This is a genomic window from Paenibacillus cymbidii (assembly GCF_004764705.1).
Lineage (GTDB): Bacteria > Bacillota > Bacilli > Paenibacillales > NBRC-103111 > Paenibacillus_AN > Paenibacillus_AN cymbidii.
The window spans coordinates 106,926-120,811 of sequence record NZ_SHLX01000014.1 but is presented as its reverse complement, the minus strand read 5'-3'; the positions used below and the strand labels follow the sequence as shown (position 1 = coordinate 120,811).

The 13,886-nt window shown below is 59.2% G+C and carries 15 protein-coding genes; 9 read left to right on the top strand and 6 right to left on the bottom strand.

Annotated features, from left to right (window positions below; translation table 11 throughout):
• The first annotated feature begins 7 nt into the window (after window positions 1–7).
• Entirely contained in the window at window positions 8–787 is a 780-nt protein-coding gene (locus tag EXY20_RS19800) for an HAD-IIA family hydrolase (RefSeq protein ID WP_135553832.1), read from the top strand.
• Here EXY20_RS19800 and EXY20_RS19795 read toward each other — a convergent pair.
• Entirely contained in the window at window positions 784–1,584 is an 801-nt protein-coding gene (locus tag EXY20_RS19795; RefSeq protein WP_135553831.1) for an alpha/beta hydrolase family protein, read from the bottom strand. The genes EXY20_RS19800 and EXY20_RS19795 overlap by 4 nt on opposite strands.
• On the bottom strand, window positions 1,577–2,143 hold the full coding sequence (locus tag EXY20_RS19790; protein ID WP_235886105.1) for a PadR family transcriptional regulator: 567 nt from the start codon (window positions 2,141–2,143) through the stop codon (window positions 1,577–1,579). Before EXY20_RS19790 ends, EXY20_RS19795 begins: the two co-directional genes overlap by 8 nt.
• A 163-nt stretch (window positions 2,144–2,306) precedes the next feature.
• Between EXY20_RS19790 and EXY20_RS19785 the strand changes: the two genes are divergently transcribed.
• The 8 genes from EXY20_RS19785 (at window position 2,307) to EXY20_RS19750 (ending at window position 10,000) form a co-directional block, all read left to right on the top strand.
• A complete protein-coding gene (locus EXY20_RS19785) occupies window positions 2,307–3,209 on the top strand; it encodes a LysR family transcriptional regulator (protein WP_135553829.1) in 903 nt (300 codons plus the stop codon).
• A 38-nt stretch (window positions 3,210–3,247) separates the two neighbouring features.
• Window positions 3,248–4,054 carry a histidinol-phosphatase gene (locus EXY20_RS19780; RefSeq protein WP_135553828.1) on the top strand — a complete coding sequence of 269 codons (807 nt, stop codon included), beginning with the start codon at window positions 3,248–3,250 and terminating at the stop codon, window positions 4,052–4,054.
• A gap of 42 nt (window positions 4,055–4,096) precedes the next feature.
• Window positions 4,097–4,456 (top strand): VOC family protein, encoded by a 360-nt coding sequence (locus EXY20_RS19775; protein WP_135553827.1) that lies wholly within the window; start codon window positions 4,097–4,099, stop codon window positions 4,454–4,456.
• 189 nt (window positions 4,457–4,645) lie between these two features.
• Window positions 4,646–5,281: a helix-turn-helix transcriptional regulator gene (locus tag EXY20_RS19770; protein WP_135553826.1), complete on the top strand. Its 636-nt coding sequence runs from the start codon at window positions 4,646–4,648 to the stop codon at window positions 5,279–5,281.
• A 25-nt stretch (window positions 5,282–5,306) separates the two neighbouring features.
• On the top strand, window positions 5,307–6,461 hold the full coding sequence (locus EXY20_RS19765; RefSeq protein WP_135553825.1) for an alanine racemase: 1,155 nt from the start codon (window positions 5,307–5,309) through the stop codon (window positions 6,459–6,461).
• 49 nt (window positions 6,462–6,510) lie between these two features.
• Window positions 6,511–8,130, top strand: coding sequence for an N-acyl-D-amino-acid deacylase family protein (locus EXY20_RS19760; RefSeq protein ID WP_135553824.1), 1,620 nt, complete (start codon window positions 6,511–6,513; stop codon window positions 8,128–8,130).
• A 27-nt stretch (window positions 8,131–8,157) separates the two neighbouring features.
• Window positions 8,158–8,622: a RidA family protein gene (locus EXY20_RS19755; protein ID WP_135553823.1), complete on the top strand. Its 465-nt coding sequence runs from the start codon at window positions 8,158–8,160 to the stop codon at window positions 8,620–8,622.
• 532 nt (window positions 8,623–9,154) lie between these two features.
• Window positions 9,155–10,000 (top strand): transposase, encoded by an 846-nt coding sequence (locus tag EXY20_RS19750; protein ID WP_167859379.1) that lies wholly within the window; start codon window positions 9,155–9,157, stop codon window positions 9,998–10,000.
• Window positions 10,001–10,310: 310 nt separating this feature from the next.
• Here EXY20_RS19750 and EXY20_RS19745 read toward each other — a convergent pair whose 3' ends face one another.
• From EXY20_RS19745 to EXY20_RS19730, 4 genes are all read right to left on the bottom strand, one after another.
• A complete protein-coding gene (locus EXY20_RS19745; RefSeq protein ID WP_135553821.1) occupies window positions 10,311–10,532 on the bottom strand; it encodes a DUF1128 domain-containing protein in 222 nt (73 codons plus the stop codon).
• Between the two features lie 31 nt (window positions 10,533–10,563).
• A complete protein-coding gene (locus tag EXY20_RS19740; RefSeq protein WP_135553820.1) occupies window positions 10,564–11,211 on the bottom strand; it encodes a YigZ family protein in 648 nt (215 codons plus the stop codon).
• Window positions 11,212–11,223: 12 nt separating this feature from the next.
• Entirely contained in the window at window positions 11,224–12,393 is a 1,170-nt protein-coding gene (locus EXY20_RS19735; protein ID WP_135553819.1) for a MalY/PatB family protein, read from the bottom strand.
• A 97-nt stretch (window positions 12,394–12,490) separates the two neighbouring features.
• On the bottom strand, window positions 12,491–13,846 hold the full coding sequence (locus EXY20_RS19730) for a glucose-6-phosphate isomerase (protein ID WP_135553818.1): 1,356 nt from the start codon (window positions 13,844–13,846) through the stop codon (window positions 12,491–12,493).
• Between the last annotated feature and the right edge of the window lie 40 nt (window positions 13,847–13,886).

Sequence of the window (13,886 nt, the reverse complement as noted above, 5' to 3'; positions counted from 1 at the left end):
GTTGCGGATGCGAGGATTTCTGATCGACCTGGACGGCACGATGTACGCGGGGAACCGGCCGATCGAACATGCGGCCGCCTTCATCGACAAGCTGAAAGAAGAAGGTTCGCCGTATTTGTTCGTGACGAACAATTCGTCGCGGCGGCCTGAGGAAGTTGCGGCGCATTTGCGCGAGGTGGCCGGCGTGGAAGCGGCCGGCCGCGACGTGTTTACGTCCGCGCAGGCGGCGGCGCGGTACATCGCGGACCGCAAGCCGGGGGCGCGCGTCCACTTTATCGGCGAAGCCGGGCTTGAGCATGCGCTGCGCGAAGCGGGGCTAACGGTAACGGAGCGGTCGCCCGACTTCGTTGTGCAGGGCATCGACCGCGCCTTCGATTACGCGAAGCTGGAGCTGGCGGCGCGCCTCATTCGCGAAGGCGCCGCTTATGTGTTGACGAACCCGGATCATCTGCTCCCGTCGGACGACGGGCCGAAGCCCGGGGCGGGTTCGATCGCCGCCGCCATCACGACGGCGGCGCAGCAAGAGCCCATAATAATCGGGAAGCCATCCCCGATTATTATGGGCTATGCGGTGGAGCGCCTCGGCTTGCCGGCGTCCGCGATCTGGGCGGTCGGCGACAACGTGCGCACCGATATCGGCGGCGGCGCCGCGGCCGGCTGCCGCACCGCGCTGGTGCTGACGGGCCTGGCGACCGCAGGCAACGCCCTGGCGCACATCGCGGCAGCCGGCGTGCGCCCTGATCTGATCTGCGCGGACCTGCTCGCGCTGCATGAACGGCTGCGCTAAGCCTGCGCCGGCATAAACCGGCGCAGCCACGCGTCGATTTCCCGCATCGCCGCTTCGCGCGCCAGCGGCGGGAACTGATGGCCGACGCCGTCGTACAGCGACAGCGTGTAGCGTTTGCCGGCGTCGTCCAGCGCGCGGCCGAGCAGCCGGGCATGCGCCGCGCTGACGTTGTCGTCGGCGGTGCCGTGAATGAGCAGCACCGGCGGATCGACTTCGCCCGCCCAGGCGACGGGCGAACGCTCCGCGTAGGCCTCGGGATGTTTGCCGGGATGGCCGACGACGCGCCGCAGCATGCGGCGCAGGTCGGTCCGCTCCCGGTACGTGAGCCCGAGATCCGCTACGCCGCTCCATACGACGACGGCGCCTACTTCCGCGCACGTCCTTGCCGCTTGCATCGCCATAATCGCGCCGCGCGAGAAACCGATCAGCGCGACCTTGGCAGCGGCGGCCGCACCGGGCAGCGTTCGCGCCAGCGCTATCGCCGCGGACACGTCATGCCGGTCGGCGCCGCCGAATTCGTCGCGGCCGACGCCGCTGCCGCTGCCGCGGTACAGCGGCGCCAGCACAACATAGCCGCGGCGCGCGAACGGCAGCAGCTGCGCCGGCCCGACCATGCCGACGCTGCCGATGCCGCCGCGGCAATACACGACGACCGGTGCCGGCTGCGCAGCCGGCACCGCAAGCAGAGCCTTGACGCGCAGCCCCTGACTGTCATAGCTTACTTCGTACCAGGCGATGCCCGGCTCCGGATCGGGCAACCGGACGAACGATGCCGCCGGCCGTTCCGTTTCACTCATGATGTTCCTCGAGCGGCCGGCCCACCTCGCGCAGTCGGCCGTCAACGGCGTCGCGGTGGATGCGGCGCAGCCAGTCGAGCTCGAGCCGGGCATGCTCGTAGAAGCCTTTCATGATGTACAGAGACGAGCGCGGCACGAACGGCACATGCTCTTCGTAGTTCGTCTTCAGCATGTCCACACGCTTTTCGGTTTCGGCGATTTTTGCTTCCAGCGCCTCTACAACGAGCTTCTCGTCGCCCAGCGGCGTAAACGCAAGCGCGGCATTGATCGGCTTGTAGAACATCGTGCCGACCGTTATATTTTCATACAGCAGCTCATGGAACTTGGCTTTGCCCGCTTCCGTGATGCCGTAAATCGTTTTGTCCGGCCGGTTCGAATTGTCTTTGACGACATCGACGACGACGATGTTGCCTTCTTTCACCAGTTGGTCGATCGCATAATACAGTGAACCGTCCTGTATTTTAATATAATGGTGCATGTCGCGTTCCTTGATGATTTGGCGAATTTCGTAAGGATGGCGATTTTGGTTCATCAACAGGCCGAGAATGACCAATTTCATCGACAAGACGTTCACCCGATTCTTTTCTTCATAATTTAAGTATAACGTACCGAAGCGGTATTCGTTTCATGCGAACCGCATTTTTCGCCCGGCTTGACAAATTCTGTTTATATGGCTGATAATTTTTGAAAAGAAAAGTTTGTTGACCCAGGGAGTTTCCACCATGAATGTGAACCAGCTCGAAACGTTCATCACCTTGTCCAAGACGATGAGCTTCCGCAAAACCGGAGACGCGCTCAACCTGACCCAGCCGGCCGTCTCCGCGCAAATCCGCAGCCTCGAGGACGAATTCCAGACGACGCTGATCGACCGCAACCAGCCGGTGACCTTGACCGAAAGCGGCAAGCTGTTCCTCGCCCACGCGCAGCAGATCGTCCATATGGTGCGCGAGATGAAGCAGAAGCTGGCCGACCTCGAGAACGTGCCGCAGGGGCATATCGTGCTCGGCACCACGACGTCGATCGCGATGCAGACGCTGCCGCGGGTGCTGTCCTATTTCCAGGACCAGTTTCCTCTGATCAAAATTACGATCCACTCGATGCCGTCCTCGCAGATTGTGACCAGCGTCGAGAACGGTTCGGTCGATATAGGCATCGCTTATTTGTTCGACAAGAACCCGCAGCTCGAAAGCTCCGTGCTGTATTACGATACCTACGAACTGGTCGTATCGCCGAAGCACCCGCTCGCCCGCTCGTCGCACGCAGCGATTCATGAACTGCGCAACATCCCGCTCATCATGCTGTCTCCCGAAACGGCGGGACGGCGTTTTACCGACCACATTTTCCGCAAATTCGACATCGTGCCGCAAGTCGTCATGGAACTGTCGAGCAGCGAGGAAGTGAAACGCATGGTCGAGCTGAATTTGGGCGCGGCGATCATCTCCAAGCTGTCCATCGCCGGCGAAGTCCGGCTTGGCACGCTGAAGATGATCCACGTCAACGAGTTGGACGCGACGCATCCGGTCGGTGTCCTGTATAAGTCGGGCCGATATTTGAGTTCGGCGATGCAGCAGTTTTTGAGCGACTTGCGGGGCATGCCGGAGACGCACTTCCTCGGGACGGAGTAGAACGGGCAGAACGGGCAAACAAGGAGGCCGCACATTCCATGAAATTCGACTTGCATACGCACCACGAACGCTGCGGACATGCCGAGCTAGGCATCCGCGCCTATATCGACGCCGCGGTGAAACGCGGCTTGCAGGTGATTGGCATCTCCGACCATTCCCCTTTTTTCGGGGATGAGCAGGAGCAGCCGTTTCCCGGCATCGCGATGGCAAAGCGCGAGTTTTCGTTTTATGTTTCCGAAGTGCTGAAGCTGAAGGCGGAGTACGAAGGCCGGATCGAAGTGCTGCTCGGCGTGGAGTCGGACTTTTTTCCTGAGCACGCGGGCTTGTACGAAATGATCTACGCCCAGTACCCGTTCGATTATATCATCGGCTCGGTGCATCAATCCGGCGGCACCAGCATCTTTAACAGGAACCGCTGGAAAGACTTGTCCGACGTGCAGAAGATCAAGCAGAAGGAGACGTACTACGACTTGATCGAACAGTCGGCGCGCAGCGGCATGTTCCAGATTCTCGGCCATATCGACGCGATGAAAGGGTACTATCCGGCGTTTTCGGATATCAAGACGAAGGCGGTCGAGCAGGCGCTGCGCACGATCGGCGAATGCGGCGTCGCCATCGAAATCAACACGTCGGGCAGCACCAAAGATTGCGGCGGCTGGTACCCGTCGGACGAAATGCTCGAAATGGCGCTCCGGTACGGCATCGCGGTGACGTTCGGCTCAGACGCCCACAAGCCGGGCCGCGTCGGCGACGAATGGGAGCTAGTGCAGCGGCGGCTGCGGGAAATCGGCTACAAGGAATGGGTATTTTTCCGGCAAAAGCAGCGGGTTTCCGTTCCGCTGTAACCGACCAACCGAGAACTAACCAACCGAGGAGGAATCGGACCGATGGGTTCATTTGCTATTGACCATGTCCATATTTACTGCGAGAACGTCGAAGAAACGGTAACCTTTTACAAAAGCGTGTTCGGCGCCGAGGAAATCCGCCGCGTGCAGGCGGGGGACGCTACCTTGGTGCATTTGCGCATGGGGCAAGGGCGCATCGTCATTTCGCGCGGATCGGAGACGAACCCGACCGGCCTCGGCCACTTCGCGCTGTCGACCGACAATCTGGACGAGGCGATCGCCCGGCTGAAGGAACTCGGCTACACGATGACCGACATCAGGCAGGCAGGTGCGTTTACGAACGTGTTCATGCGCGACCCGGCCGGCGTTTCCGTCGAAATCATGTCGCCGTCCACCGAATAATCGAAAGCCCGCACCGGCGGCAGTTTTGGACCAACATCCGAAGCTGCCGCCTTTTTGTATGACGGCAGATGACAAACTTTTATTCTGGCAAACAAACTTTTCGTTTGAAACTCGTCGCATTCGTGATAGAATACTTCTCGTATTGACGCATTACCGCATATATCCGCATTCCGGGAGGGCACAATACCGTTGGAATCCATCCGCGACGAAATCGGTTTTTTGCAGGATTTGGTGGAAGCCGTCGCCGCGCAGTTCGGCGAAGGATGCGAAGTTGTGCTGCACGACTTGACCGGCTCGTACGAAAGCACCATCGCGGCCATTGCCAATGGGCACGTCACCGGACGCAAAGTCGGCGACCCGGGCACGAACCTGGGCTTGGAACTGCTTCGCGGCACGGAAGCGAACGGCAACAAATACAACTATTTGACGCAAACGAAAGACGGCCGCGTCCTGCGCTCCACCTCGATGTACATGAAAAACCGCAAAGGCGACGTCATCGGTGCGCTGTGCATCAATTACGACATCACGAGCTTGATGGTGGCGGAGAAAACGCTGCAAACGCTGACCCAGGGAGGCTCGCGCGGCATCGTAAACGAAACGTTCGTCAGCAACGTCTCCGATTTGCTCGATGCCCTCATCCAGGAGGCGCAGGAACAGATTGGCAAACCGGTAGCGGTCATGACCAAGGAAGACAAGAGGAACATGATCGGGCTGCTCGACCGCAAAGGCGCCTTCCTGATCAAAAAAGGCGGCGAAAAAATCGGCGCCTACCTGAACATCTCCAAATATACGCTTTACAGCTATTTGGAGGAAAGCAAGCAATAATCTTGCGAAGAAGGCTGGTGCATTCATGAAACCATCGTTTGTTGCGCAGCGCGGTTCGGAGACTTCGTCCGATACCCGGCTGCCGGAAACGCCTTGCGTCGTGATCGACGTCGAGCGGCTGGAACGCAACATCAAGGAAATGGCGGCGCTCGCGGCACGTTCCGGCGTTACGCTGCGCCCGCACGCGAAGACGCACAAGATGCCGGGCGTCGCCCGCATGCAGCTGGAAGCCGGCGCCGTCGGCATCACGGTCGCCAAAGTGTCGGAAGCCGAAGTGATGGCCGAACACGGTATTGCCGACATTTTCATCGCGTACCCGCTCGTGACGCGCACCAAGATCGAGCGGGCCATCCGCATCGCCCGCAGCATCGCGCTTACGCTTGCCGTCGACAGCGCCCGCGGGGCGATGCTTCTGTCGGAGATGGCCGTCGCCCACGATATCGAGCTGAAAGTGCGGCTCGAAATCGATACCGGCCTGCGCCGGACCGGCGTGCCTTACGACGATGCGCTTGACCTGGCGAAGCTGATCGCGGCGATGCCGGGCCTGCGGCTGAACGGCATCTATACGTTCCGCGGCGCGGTGCTGGACGGCAAGCCCACGCTCGACCTCGAGCGCGCCGGCAAGGAAGAAGGCCGCCTTATGGCCAAGCTGGCCGACCGAATGCGTGAAGCCGGCATTCCGATCGTCGACGTCAGCGTCGGTTCGACGCCGACGGCCGCTTATGCCGCCGCGGTGCGCGGCGTAACGGAAATCCGTCCCGGCACATACGTGTTCCAGGACCGGATGCAGGCCCGTTTCGGCGTATGCGGCCTTCACGATTGCGCCGGCACCGTACGCGTCACCGTCGTCAGCCGGCCAACGCCGGAGCTTGCCATCGTCGACGGCGGCAGCAAAACATTTGCCACCGACGTGCAGCCGAACACCGAGCCGTTGCGGCTCGAAGGCTTCGGTCACGTGGCGGAGCTGGAGGACGCGGTGCTGGAGCGGCTGACGGAGGAGCACGGCATGCTGCGGCTCGGGCCGGCAGCGCAGGTGGCCGACCTGCGCATCGGCGACACGCTTCATATCGTGCCGAACCATATATGCAGCACCGTCAATTTGCACAATCGCGTCGCTTTCCGCCATGCGGACGGCAGCGTCGAAGTGGTCCCCGTAGCGGCGCGAGGCATGCTCGAATAAAACCGCGGCCGGCAGTCCGGCCTTAAGTTTACCGGAGGAGAGAAACAACATGCTGGATCTCGTCATCCGCAACGGACGAATCGTCGACGGTACCGGCAACCCGTGGCTTCGCGGCGACGTTGGGGTCAAGGACGGCGTTATCGCCATCGTCGGCCGCGTCGATCAGGAAAGCCGCGAAACGATCGATGCCGGCGGGCTAGCGATCGCCCCTGGCTTTATCGACGGGCATTGCCATTCCGACCTGATGATCTTCGATCACCCGCTGAGCGACATCAAACTTCGCCAGGGCGTCACGACCGAAGTCGTCGGCAATTGCGGCCTGGCCCCCGCCCCGTTCGTCCCATCGCAAGCGGAAGCGCTGCAAACGTATATTCAACCGGTGCTGGGCCGAACCGAATGGGCTTGGCCCTGGGAGACCGTGGAGCAGTACATGGCGAGCGTAGCCGGTTTGGGGCCGGCGGAGAACGTCGCCACTTACGTCGCCCACGGCGCGCTGCGCATTGCTGTCATGGGTTTCGTGAATCGCCCTGCCCGGCCGGATGAACTGGCGCTGATGAAACGGATGCTGGAGCACGGGCTGCAAGCCGGCGCCATTGGCCTGTCGATTGGACTTTTGTACGCCCCGGGCAGTTACACGTCGCGAGAAGAGCTGGCGGAGCTGTGTTCGGTGCTGCCGAAATACAACGGCTTGTTTTCGACGCATATTCGCGGCGAAGGCAACAACCTGATCCCTTCGGTGAAAGAAGTGATCTGGATCGCGGAGCGCGCCGGCGTGTCGCTGCACATCAGCCACTTGAAGGCGGCGGGCAAAGCCAACTGGGGCAAAGTAATTGAGGCGCTGGAGCTGATCGAAGACGCGAGGGCCCGCGGGCTCGACGTGACGACCGATGTGTACCCGTACCATGCCGGCTCGACGACGCTCACCACCGTGCTTCCGCCGTGGGTGCTGGAAGGCGGCATCGAAGCGACGCTGCAAGCGTTCCGCGACCCGGCGCTGCGCAAGCGGATCAAGGAGGAGCTTGGCCGCGAGCAGGAGGCCTGGGACAATCTCGTCTGCTCGACCGGCTGGCAGAGTGTATTCGTATCCGCGGTAATGACCGAAGCGAACAAACCGCTCGAAGGCAAACATATCGCCGAAATCAGCGAAACGCGCGGCGTTCACCCGGTCGATTGCATGATGGACCTGCTGCTTGAAGAAAACGGCCGCGTCTCCATCGTTTATTTTCACATGTCCGATGATGATGTAACTGAGGTCGTCGCTTACGAAAAATCGCTCATCGCCTCGGACAGCCTCACCTGCGAAACGGGCAAACCGCATCCGCGGCTGTATGGCTCATTCCCGCGGCTGTTCGCGCGATATGTGCGGGATAAGCGCGTGTTGTCGCTCGAGCAGGCCGTGCGCAAAGTGACTTCGTTCCCGGTGCAGCGCTTCAAGCTCGGCAAACGCGGGCTGATCGTGCCCGGTTATGCCGCCGATCTGGTCGTGTTCGATCCTGATAAAATTCAGGATCTGGCTACCTTCGAAGAGCCGCGGCAATACCCGCTCGGCATCCCGCACGTTGTTGTAAACGGCAAACTGACGCTGCAGGACGAACAGCACACCGGGACGCGCAGCGGCGGTCTGATCCGTGCCCAGCACCATTGCACTCATCATTCCCATCGTCATTAACATGCTATCTTGAGGAGGAGTCTTTTTATGTCGAAAATCGAACAACGTCTGCAAGAGCTTGGCATCACCCTGCCGCCGTCCCCGGAGCCGCGGTTTACTTACATTCCGTGCAAACGTACGGGCAACCTGCTTTATTTGTCCGGGCAGGATTGCCGGATCGACGGCGAATTGATGTTCGAAGGCAAGCTTGGCGCCGAATTGACCATTGAACAAGGGCAGGCAGCCGCTCGCCAAACGATGATCAACTGTATCGCCGTGCTGAAAGGGTACCTGGGCGATCTGGACCGTGTCGTCGGCATCGTCAAAATGCTCGGCCTGGTCAACAGCGCCCCCGGCTTTGCCAATCAGCCGCTCGTCATTAACGGCGCTTCGAATCTGCTTGTCGACGTGTTCGGCGAAGCCGGCAAACACGCCCGTTCCGCGATCGGCACCAACGAATTGCCGTTCCATACTCCTGTCGAAATTGAAATCATTGTGGAAATTCGCGACTGAACCGTTTCTTAAATTTTCCGCTGTGAGAAAAAAGCGAGGCTGCGCTGGCTGCGGCCTCCTTTTTTATGGAATATTTATGCGATCATGCAAGGGACTTGTCGCCCTCAGCCTCTTTTCAGCCACTATCCCCTTCGATCAGGTGAATGCATGCTTGTTCCCCCCTTTGAAATGACGACCCCCACTACCCACTCCGTCTCCTGCCTCACTCCCCGTTCCGCTGCCTGCCTCACTCTCCCATTCCGTTGCCTGCCTTACTCCCCATTCCGTCGCCTGCCTTACTGCTCATTCCGTTACCTGCTCCATTCCCCACTCCCCATTCCGTTACCTGCTTCACTCTCCCATTCCGTTGCCTGTTTCACAGCCTTCATTTCTCCTTCCCCTCGTCTCACCAGTTGCGACCAAAAGCACATTTATTTTGGAAAATTCACCCTATTACACTTGAAAATAAGAACATACGTTTGTTATAATAAAACCATAACCATTCTGAGTGGGGGGTGTTGTTATGTTTCAAATGCCACAATCGCTGGAGCAAATGAACGAGGAATTTGGCACGGAAGAGAGCTGTATCGAACATCTGATCTGTTGCAAATGGCCGAACGGATTCCTTTGTCCGCGATGCGGCCACACCAGCTGCTACCGGATTGCCTCCCGGCGAATGCCGTTGTTTCAGTGCACCTCCTGCCACTACCAGGCATCGCCGACCAGCGGCACCGTGATGGAGGGAAGCCGCACCCCGCTTTGCAAATGGTTCGTCGCCTTGCACTACATGACAAGGCCTTCGCCTGGAACGAGCGCCATGTTTTTATCCAAGGCAATTAAGGTCACCTACAAGACGGCATGGTTGATGCTGCACAAAATTCGATATGCCATCGGTTTGCAAGATGCCGAAACCCAGCTTTGCGGTTTCGTTCATGTCGATAAAGCTTCTTACGCCCGTCCGGATTTATCGGGATTATTTTTGCATCCGCGGGAAGTGCCTGTTTTCGTCGCCACCACCTCACCCGAATTCGAACACGCTCATGCCGTGAAAATCAAAATCGTTCCGAAGGAATGGCTCTCCCCAACCGGAATCGACAGAACAAGCGTGACCTGGTTCAAGGAACGGCATGTACAACCGGATGCCACCTTTTTTTGTACCGTTGGCAAATACACACACAGAACCGAGAAGCGCGCCCTTCCCTACCACAAAATGGCCGTCTCCTGGATCAACTTGACCTTTCGCGGACTGGGCCGCCGCCATTTGCAGGCTTATTTGAATGAATTTTGTTTCATGATCGGCAGCCATCTGCGCCAGTCGAACCCGTTCGAGTCGATCGCTCGGCTATGCGGCTCCAGCAGAACCATTACCTACCGCAATTTGACCCGACCGGCAAGTTGACACTTGTCGAAAGCAATATTGGTATAGCTATATAAGATTTCTAGTTTTGTCCGTCCGCAAAAAGGTGGGCTTTATTCAGATGCATCAACAGGGATAAACAATCCACCTCTGATAAATGAAGCGAAGACCTCAGCCGAGCAAAAAGCCAGCCTCTAGTAATCGGGGGTAAGGCCCGCCTGTAGCATACTGAGCGAAGGGGATAGCGATCAAAAGCGGCGCGAGCCAGATACATCGCCCCCTCCTCCCAGCCTCCTTCAAAAGAAAAAGCCCGCGATCAATCTTCGCGGACCCGCCTCTATAATCTGCCGCCCTACTTCCGCAGTCTGCCCAACTCCAGCACAATAGCGTCCATTTCGCTGACGCTGAAGTGCGGCTTGCCGTTCACATGATCGTAAATATCCTTCAAATCCTCGTATAAAGCCAGGTTAAAATGTTCCGGCTTGATCGCGGCGCCGGTAGCCACACGCAGTTTCGTTTTGATCGCCTCAATCATGTAGGCCGCGTTCTCGGGTGTTGCCGTCGTTAAATCCATCGTCCCGCCCCCCTCTCCTCATATTTCGTTGTCATGCTCCGCTGCCGTCCAGCGGCTGTGCAACATATCGCGCTTCGCCGCGCGTGATGACCGCCTGACCTTGCGTCAAGTCGGTCATCCAGGCGATGAAGGAAGGCGCTTCCGCCTCCAGCGGCAAACAAAGCAGCGTCACGTTTTCCGCGAACAACGTTTCGCCCATCAAGGTGCCGCGGCCGCGCAGCTCGTTTTCAGCTTTGCCGAGCCACGTGTAATCGAGCGCAACCCGCACTTCGCGGTGCAGCATTTGCGCGATCGGCCGCGCCGCGTCTATGCCCGCCACCGCGCCGTCCGTATACGCGCGAATCAGCCCGCCCGCGCCGAGCATAATGCCGCCGAAATAACGAGTGACGACGACGGCAACATACTTCAGCTTGCGGTGCTTGATGACTTCCAGGATCGGCTTGCCCGCCGTGCCGCTCGGCTCGCCGTCGTCAGACTGCTTCTGAATTTCGTCGCGGTCGCCGATCATGTACGCGAAGCAGTTATGCGTCGCGTTCCAATGCTCCTTGCGCACCGCTTCGATAAACCGCAGCGCTTCCTCCTCGCTGTCCACCGGACGCGCATGGCCGATGAAACGCGACTTTTTGATGACGATTTCGCTGCTCCCCGGTAACTGAACCGTGTGGTATCGTTCCAGCATCCGATCTTCCCCTTAGCCGCGAACGGCGACGGCAAACCGCTCGAGCGCTTCGGTCAGCAACGAACGCGGGCAGGCCAGATTGATGCGCAAATAGCCCTCTCCCTGCTTGCCAAATACCGACCCTTCGCTGAACGCTACACGCGCGCGCCTAAACATCAGTTCCTTCAACTCGGGCACGCTGCGCCCAAGCGCTCGGCAGTCCGTCCACAGCAAATACGTGCCCTGCGGCCGCATCGGTCTCAGCTCCGGCAGCCGCTGCCCAAGAAACGATAACGCATGCTCCGCATTGCCTTGCAAGTAAACGAGCAATTCGTCCAGCCAACGATCGCCATACGTATAAGCCGCCTCCGTCGCCACCGGAGCAAAATAGTTGGACATATGCAACGACAACGCTTTGACCCGCGTTTCGAACGTGCGCCGCATCCGCTCGTTCGGCGTCACGGCAAACGACGACTGCAACCCCGGCAGGTTGAACGATTTGGAAGGAGCCAGGCAAGTAAGCGTAATCGCCGCGATTTCATCCGAAAGCGAAGCGAACGGAATATGCTTATGCCCGGCATACACATGGTCGCAATGAATTTCGTCGGAGACAACGGTAACGCCGTACCGCAGGCACAATTCGCCGAGCCGCAGCAGCTCCTCGCGCGTCCAGACGCGGCCGCCCGGGTTGTGCGGGTTGCATAGCAGCAGCATCGCCGCGCCTTCCTTCAGCAAGCTTTCCAAATGGTCGTAATCCATCTCAAACGCGCCATTACGTTCGATCAGCGGATTGTATGCCAGCTCGCGCCCGTTCATGCGCACAACGTCGAAGAACGGGTAATACACCGGAGGCTGCACGACGATGCGCTGCCCCGGCTCGCTGAAGCATTCCACCGCCAGCGCCAGCGAGGTGACGACTCCGGGCGAATCCGTCACCCACTCCGGCCGAATCGACCAGCGGTGCCGGCGAGCAAACCAACCGGTGATTGCATCAAGGTAACTGTTCATCCGAATCGTATAGCCGTATATCCCCTGTTGCGCCCGTTCCACCAGCGCCTGCTCCACTTCCGGCGGGCTGTTGAAATCCATATCCGCCACCCACAGCGGCAAAATATCCGCATCGCCGAACAGCCGCTCCGATTGGTCCCACTTGTACGAACGCGTCCCGCGCCGGTTCACGATGGCGTCAAAATCGAATGCCATTCCGTCAAACTCCTTTCTTTGGCGAAGAAACGGCCCGCCATCCCTTCCGGTACGGCGTCCGTTTCTCCTGTGCGTTCCTGTTTCCCGACTGTGCTCCTTACTTGGCGAGCCGTGCTTCCAGCTCCGCCTTTTCCTTCTCGAAGCCCGGCTTGCCGAGCAGCGCGAACATGTTCTTCTTGTACGCTTCGACGCCCGGCTGGTCGAACGGATTGACGCCGAGCAGGTAGCCGCTGATGCCGCATGCCTTCTCGAAGAAATACACCATGTAGCCGAACGTATACGCCGACAGATCCGGCAGCGTCACGATCAGGTTCGGCACCCCGCCGTCGGCGTGGGCGAGCATCGTGCCTTCGAACGCTTTTTTATTGACGAAATCCATCGTTTTGCCGCTGAGGAAGTTAAGCCCGTCGAGATTGGCCGCGTCCGTGCCGATCACGATCTGCTCCTTCACTTCGGCTACCTGAATGATCGTCTCGAACAAGTTGCGCGAGCCTTCCTGCACAAACTGGCCCATCGAGTGCAAGTCCGTGGAGAAATCGACCGACGCCGGGAAAATGCCTTTGTTGTCCTTGCCTTCGCTTTCGCCGTAAAGCTGCTTCCACCATTCCGAAACAAAATGCAGCGAAGGTTCGTAGTTAACGAGAATTTCGATCGCTTTCCCTTTGCGATAGAGCGCATTGCGCACCGCCGCATATTGGTAGCTTTCGTTGGCCGTTACGTCGGCAACCGCATAAGCTTCGCGCGCGTCGGCCGCCCCCTGCATGATCGCGTCCACGTCGATCCCGGCTGTGGCGATCGGCAGCAAGCCTACCGCGGTCAGCACGGAGTAACGCCCGCCCACATCGTCCGGAATGACGAACGACTCGTAGCCTTCTTCGGTCGCCAGCTTCTTCAGCGCGCCCCGCTCGCGGTCGGTTGTCGCATAGATGCGCTTGCGCGCCGCTTCTTTGCCGTACTTCTTCTCCAGCACTTCGCGGAAAATGCGGAAGGCGATCGCCGGTTCGGTCGTCGTGCCCGACTTGGAAATGACGTTGACGGAAAAGTCTTTGCCTTCAAGCAGTTGCAGCAGGTGCGTGACATAGGTCGAGCTTATATTTTGGCCGACGAAATAAATTTCCGGCGTCTTGCGGGCGCCTTTCGGCAGCAAATTGTAGAATGAGTGCGACAGCATGTCCAGCGCGGCGCGTGCGCCCAGGTAAGAGCCGCCGATGCCGATGACGACGAGCGCGTCGGAATCTTGCTGAATGCGGCCGGCCGCTTGTTTGATCCGGGCGAATTCCGCCTTGTCGTAGTTTGCCGGCAGGTCGATCCAACCGAGGTAATCGGAGCCGGCGCCGGTACCGGCATGAAGCTGCTCGTGTGCAAGCCCGATCGGGGCCGCCAAATAGTCCACCTCGTGCTGCGAAATAAAACCGAGCGCTTTGCTGTAATCGAATTGAAGCTTGGAACCCATGAATGCAACTCCCCCAACATGATTTTCACAACATTTTCAC

Coding starts and splice junctions, on each gene's coding strand:
- EXY20_RS19800 (WP_135553832.1), top strand. CDS start 8: ATGCGAGGATTTCTGATCGACCTGGACGGCACGATGTACGCGGGGAAC.
- EXY20_RS19795 (WP_135553831.1), bottom strand. CDS start 1,584: ATGAGTGAAACGGAACGGCCGGCGGCATCGTTCGTCCGGTTGCCCGAT.
- EXY20_RS19790 (WP_235886105.1), bottom strand. CDS start 2,143: ATGAAATTGGTCATTCTCGGCCTGTTGATGAACCAAAATCGCCATCCT.
- EXY20_RS19785 (WP_135553829.1), top strand. CDS start 2,307: ATGAATGTGAACCAGCTCGAAACGTTCATCACCTTGTCCAAGACGATG.
- EXY20_RS19780 (WP_135553828.1), top strand. CDS start 3,248: ATGAAATTCGACTTGCATACGCACCACGAACGCTGCGGACATGCCGAG.
- EXY20_RS19775 (WP_135553827.1), top strand. CDS start 4,097: ATGGGTTCATTTGCTATTGACCATGTCCATATTTACTGCGAGAACGTC.
- EXY20_RS19765 (WP_135553825.1), top strand. CDS start 5,307: ATGAAACCATCGTTTGTTGCGCAGCGCGGTTCGGAGACTTCGTCCGAT.
- EXY20_RS19760 (WP_135553824.1), top strand. CDS start 6,511: ATGCTGGATCTCGTCATCCGCAACGGACGAATCGTCGACGGTACCGGC.
- EXY20_RS19755 (WP_135553823.1), top strand. CDS start 8,158: ATGTCGAAAATCGAACAACGTCTGCAAGAGCTTGGCATCACCCTGCCG.
- EXY20_RS19750 (WP_167859379.1), top strand. CDS start 9,155: ATGAACGAGGAATTTGGCACGGAAGAGAGCTGTATCGAACATCTGATC.
- EXY20_RS19745 (WP_135553821.1), bottom strand. CDS start 10,532: ATGGATTTAACGACGGCAACACCCGAGAACGCGGCCTACATGATTGAG.
- EXY20_RS19740 (WP_135553820.1), bottom strand. CDS start 11,211: ATGCTGGAACGATACCACACGGTTCAGTTACCGGGGAGCAGCGAAATC.
- EXY20_RS19735 (WP_135553819.1), bottom strand. CDS start 12,393: ATGGCATTCGATTTTGACGCCATCGTGAACCGGCGCGGGACGCGTTCG.
- EXY20_RS19730 (WP_135553818.1), bottom strand. CDS start 13,846: ATGGGTTCCAAGCTTCAATTCGATTACAGCAAAGCGCTCGGTTTTATT.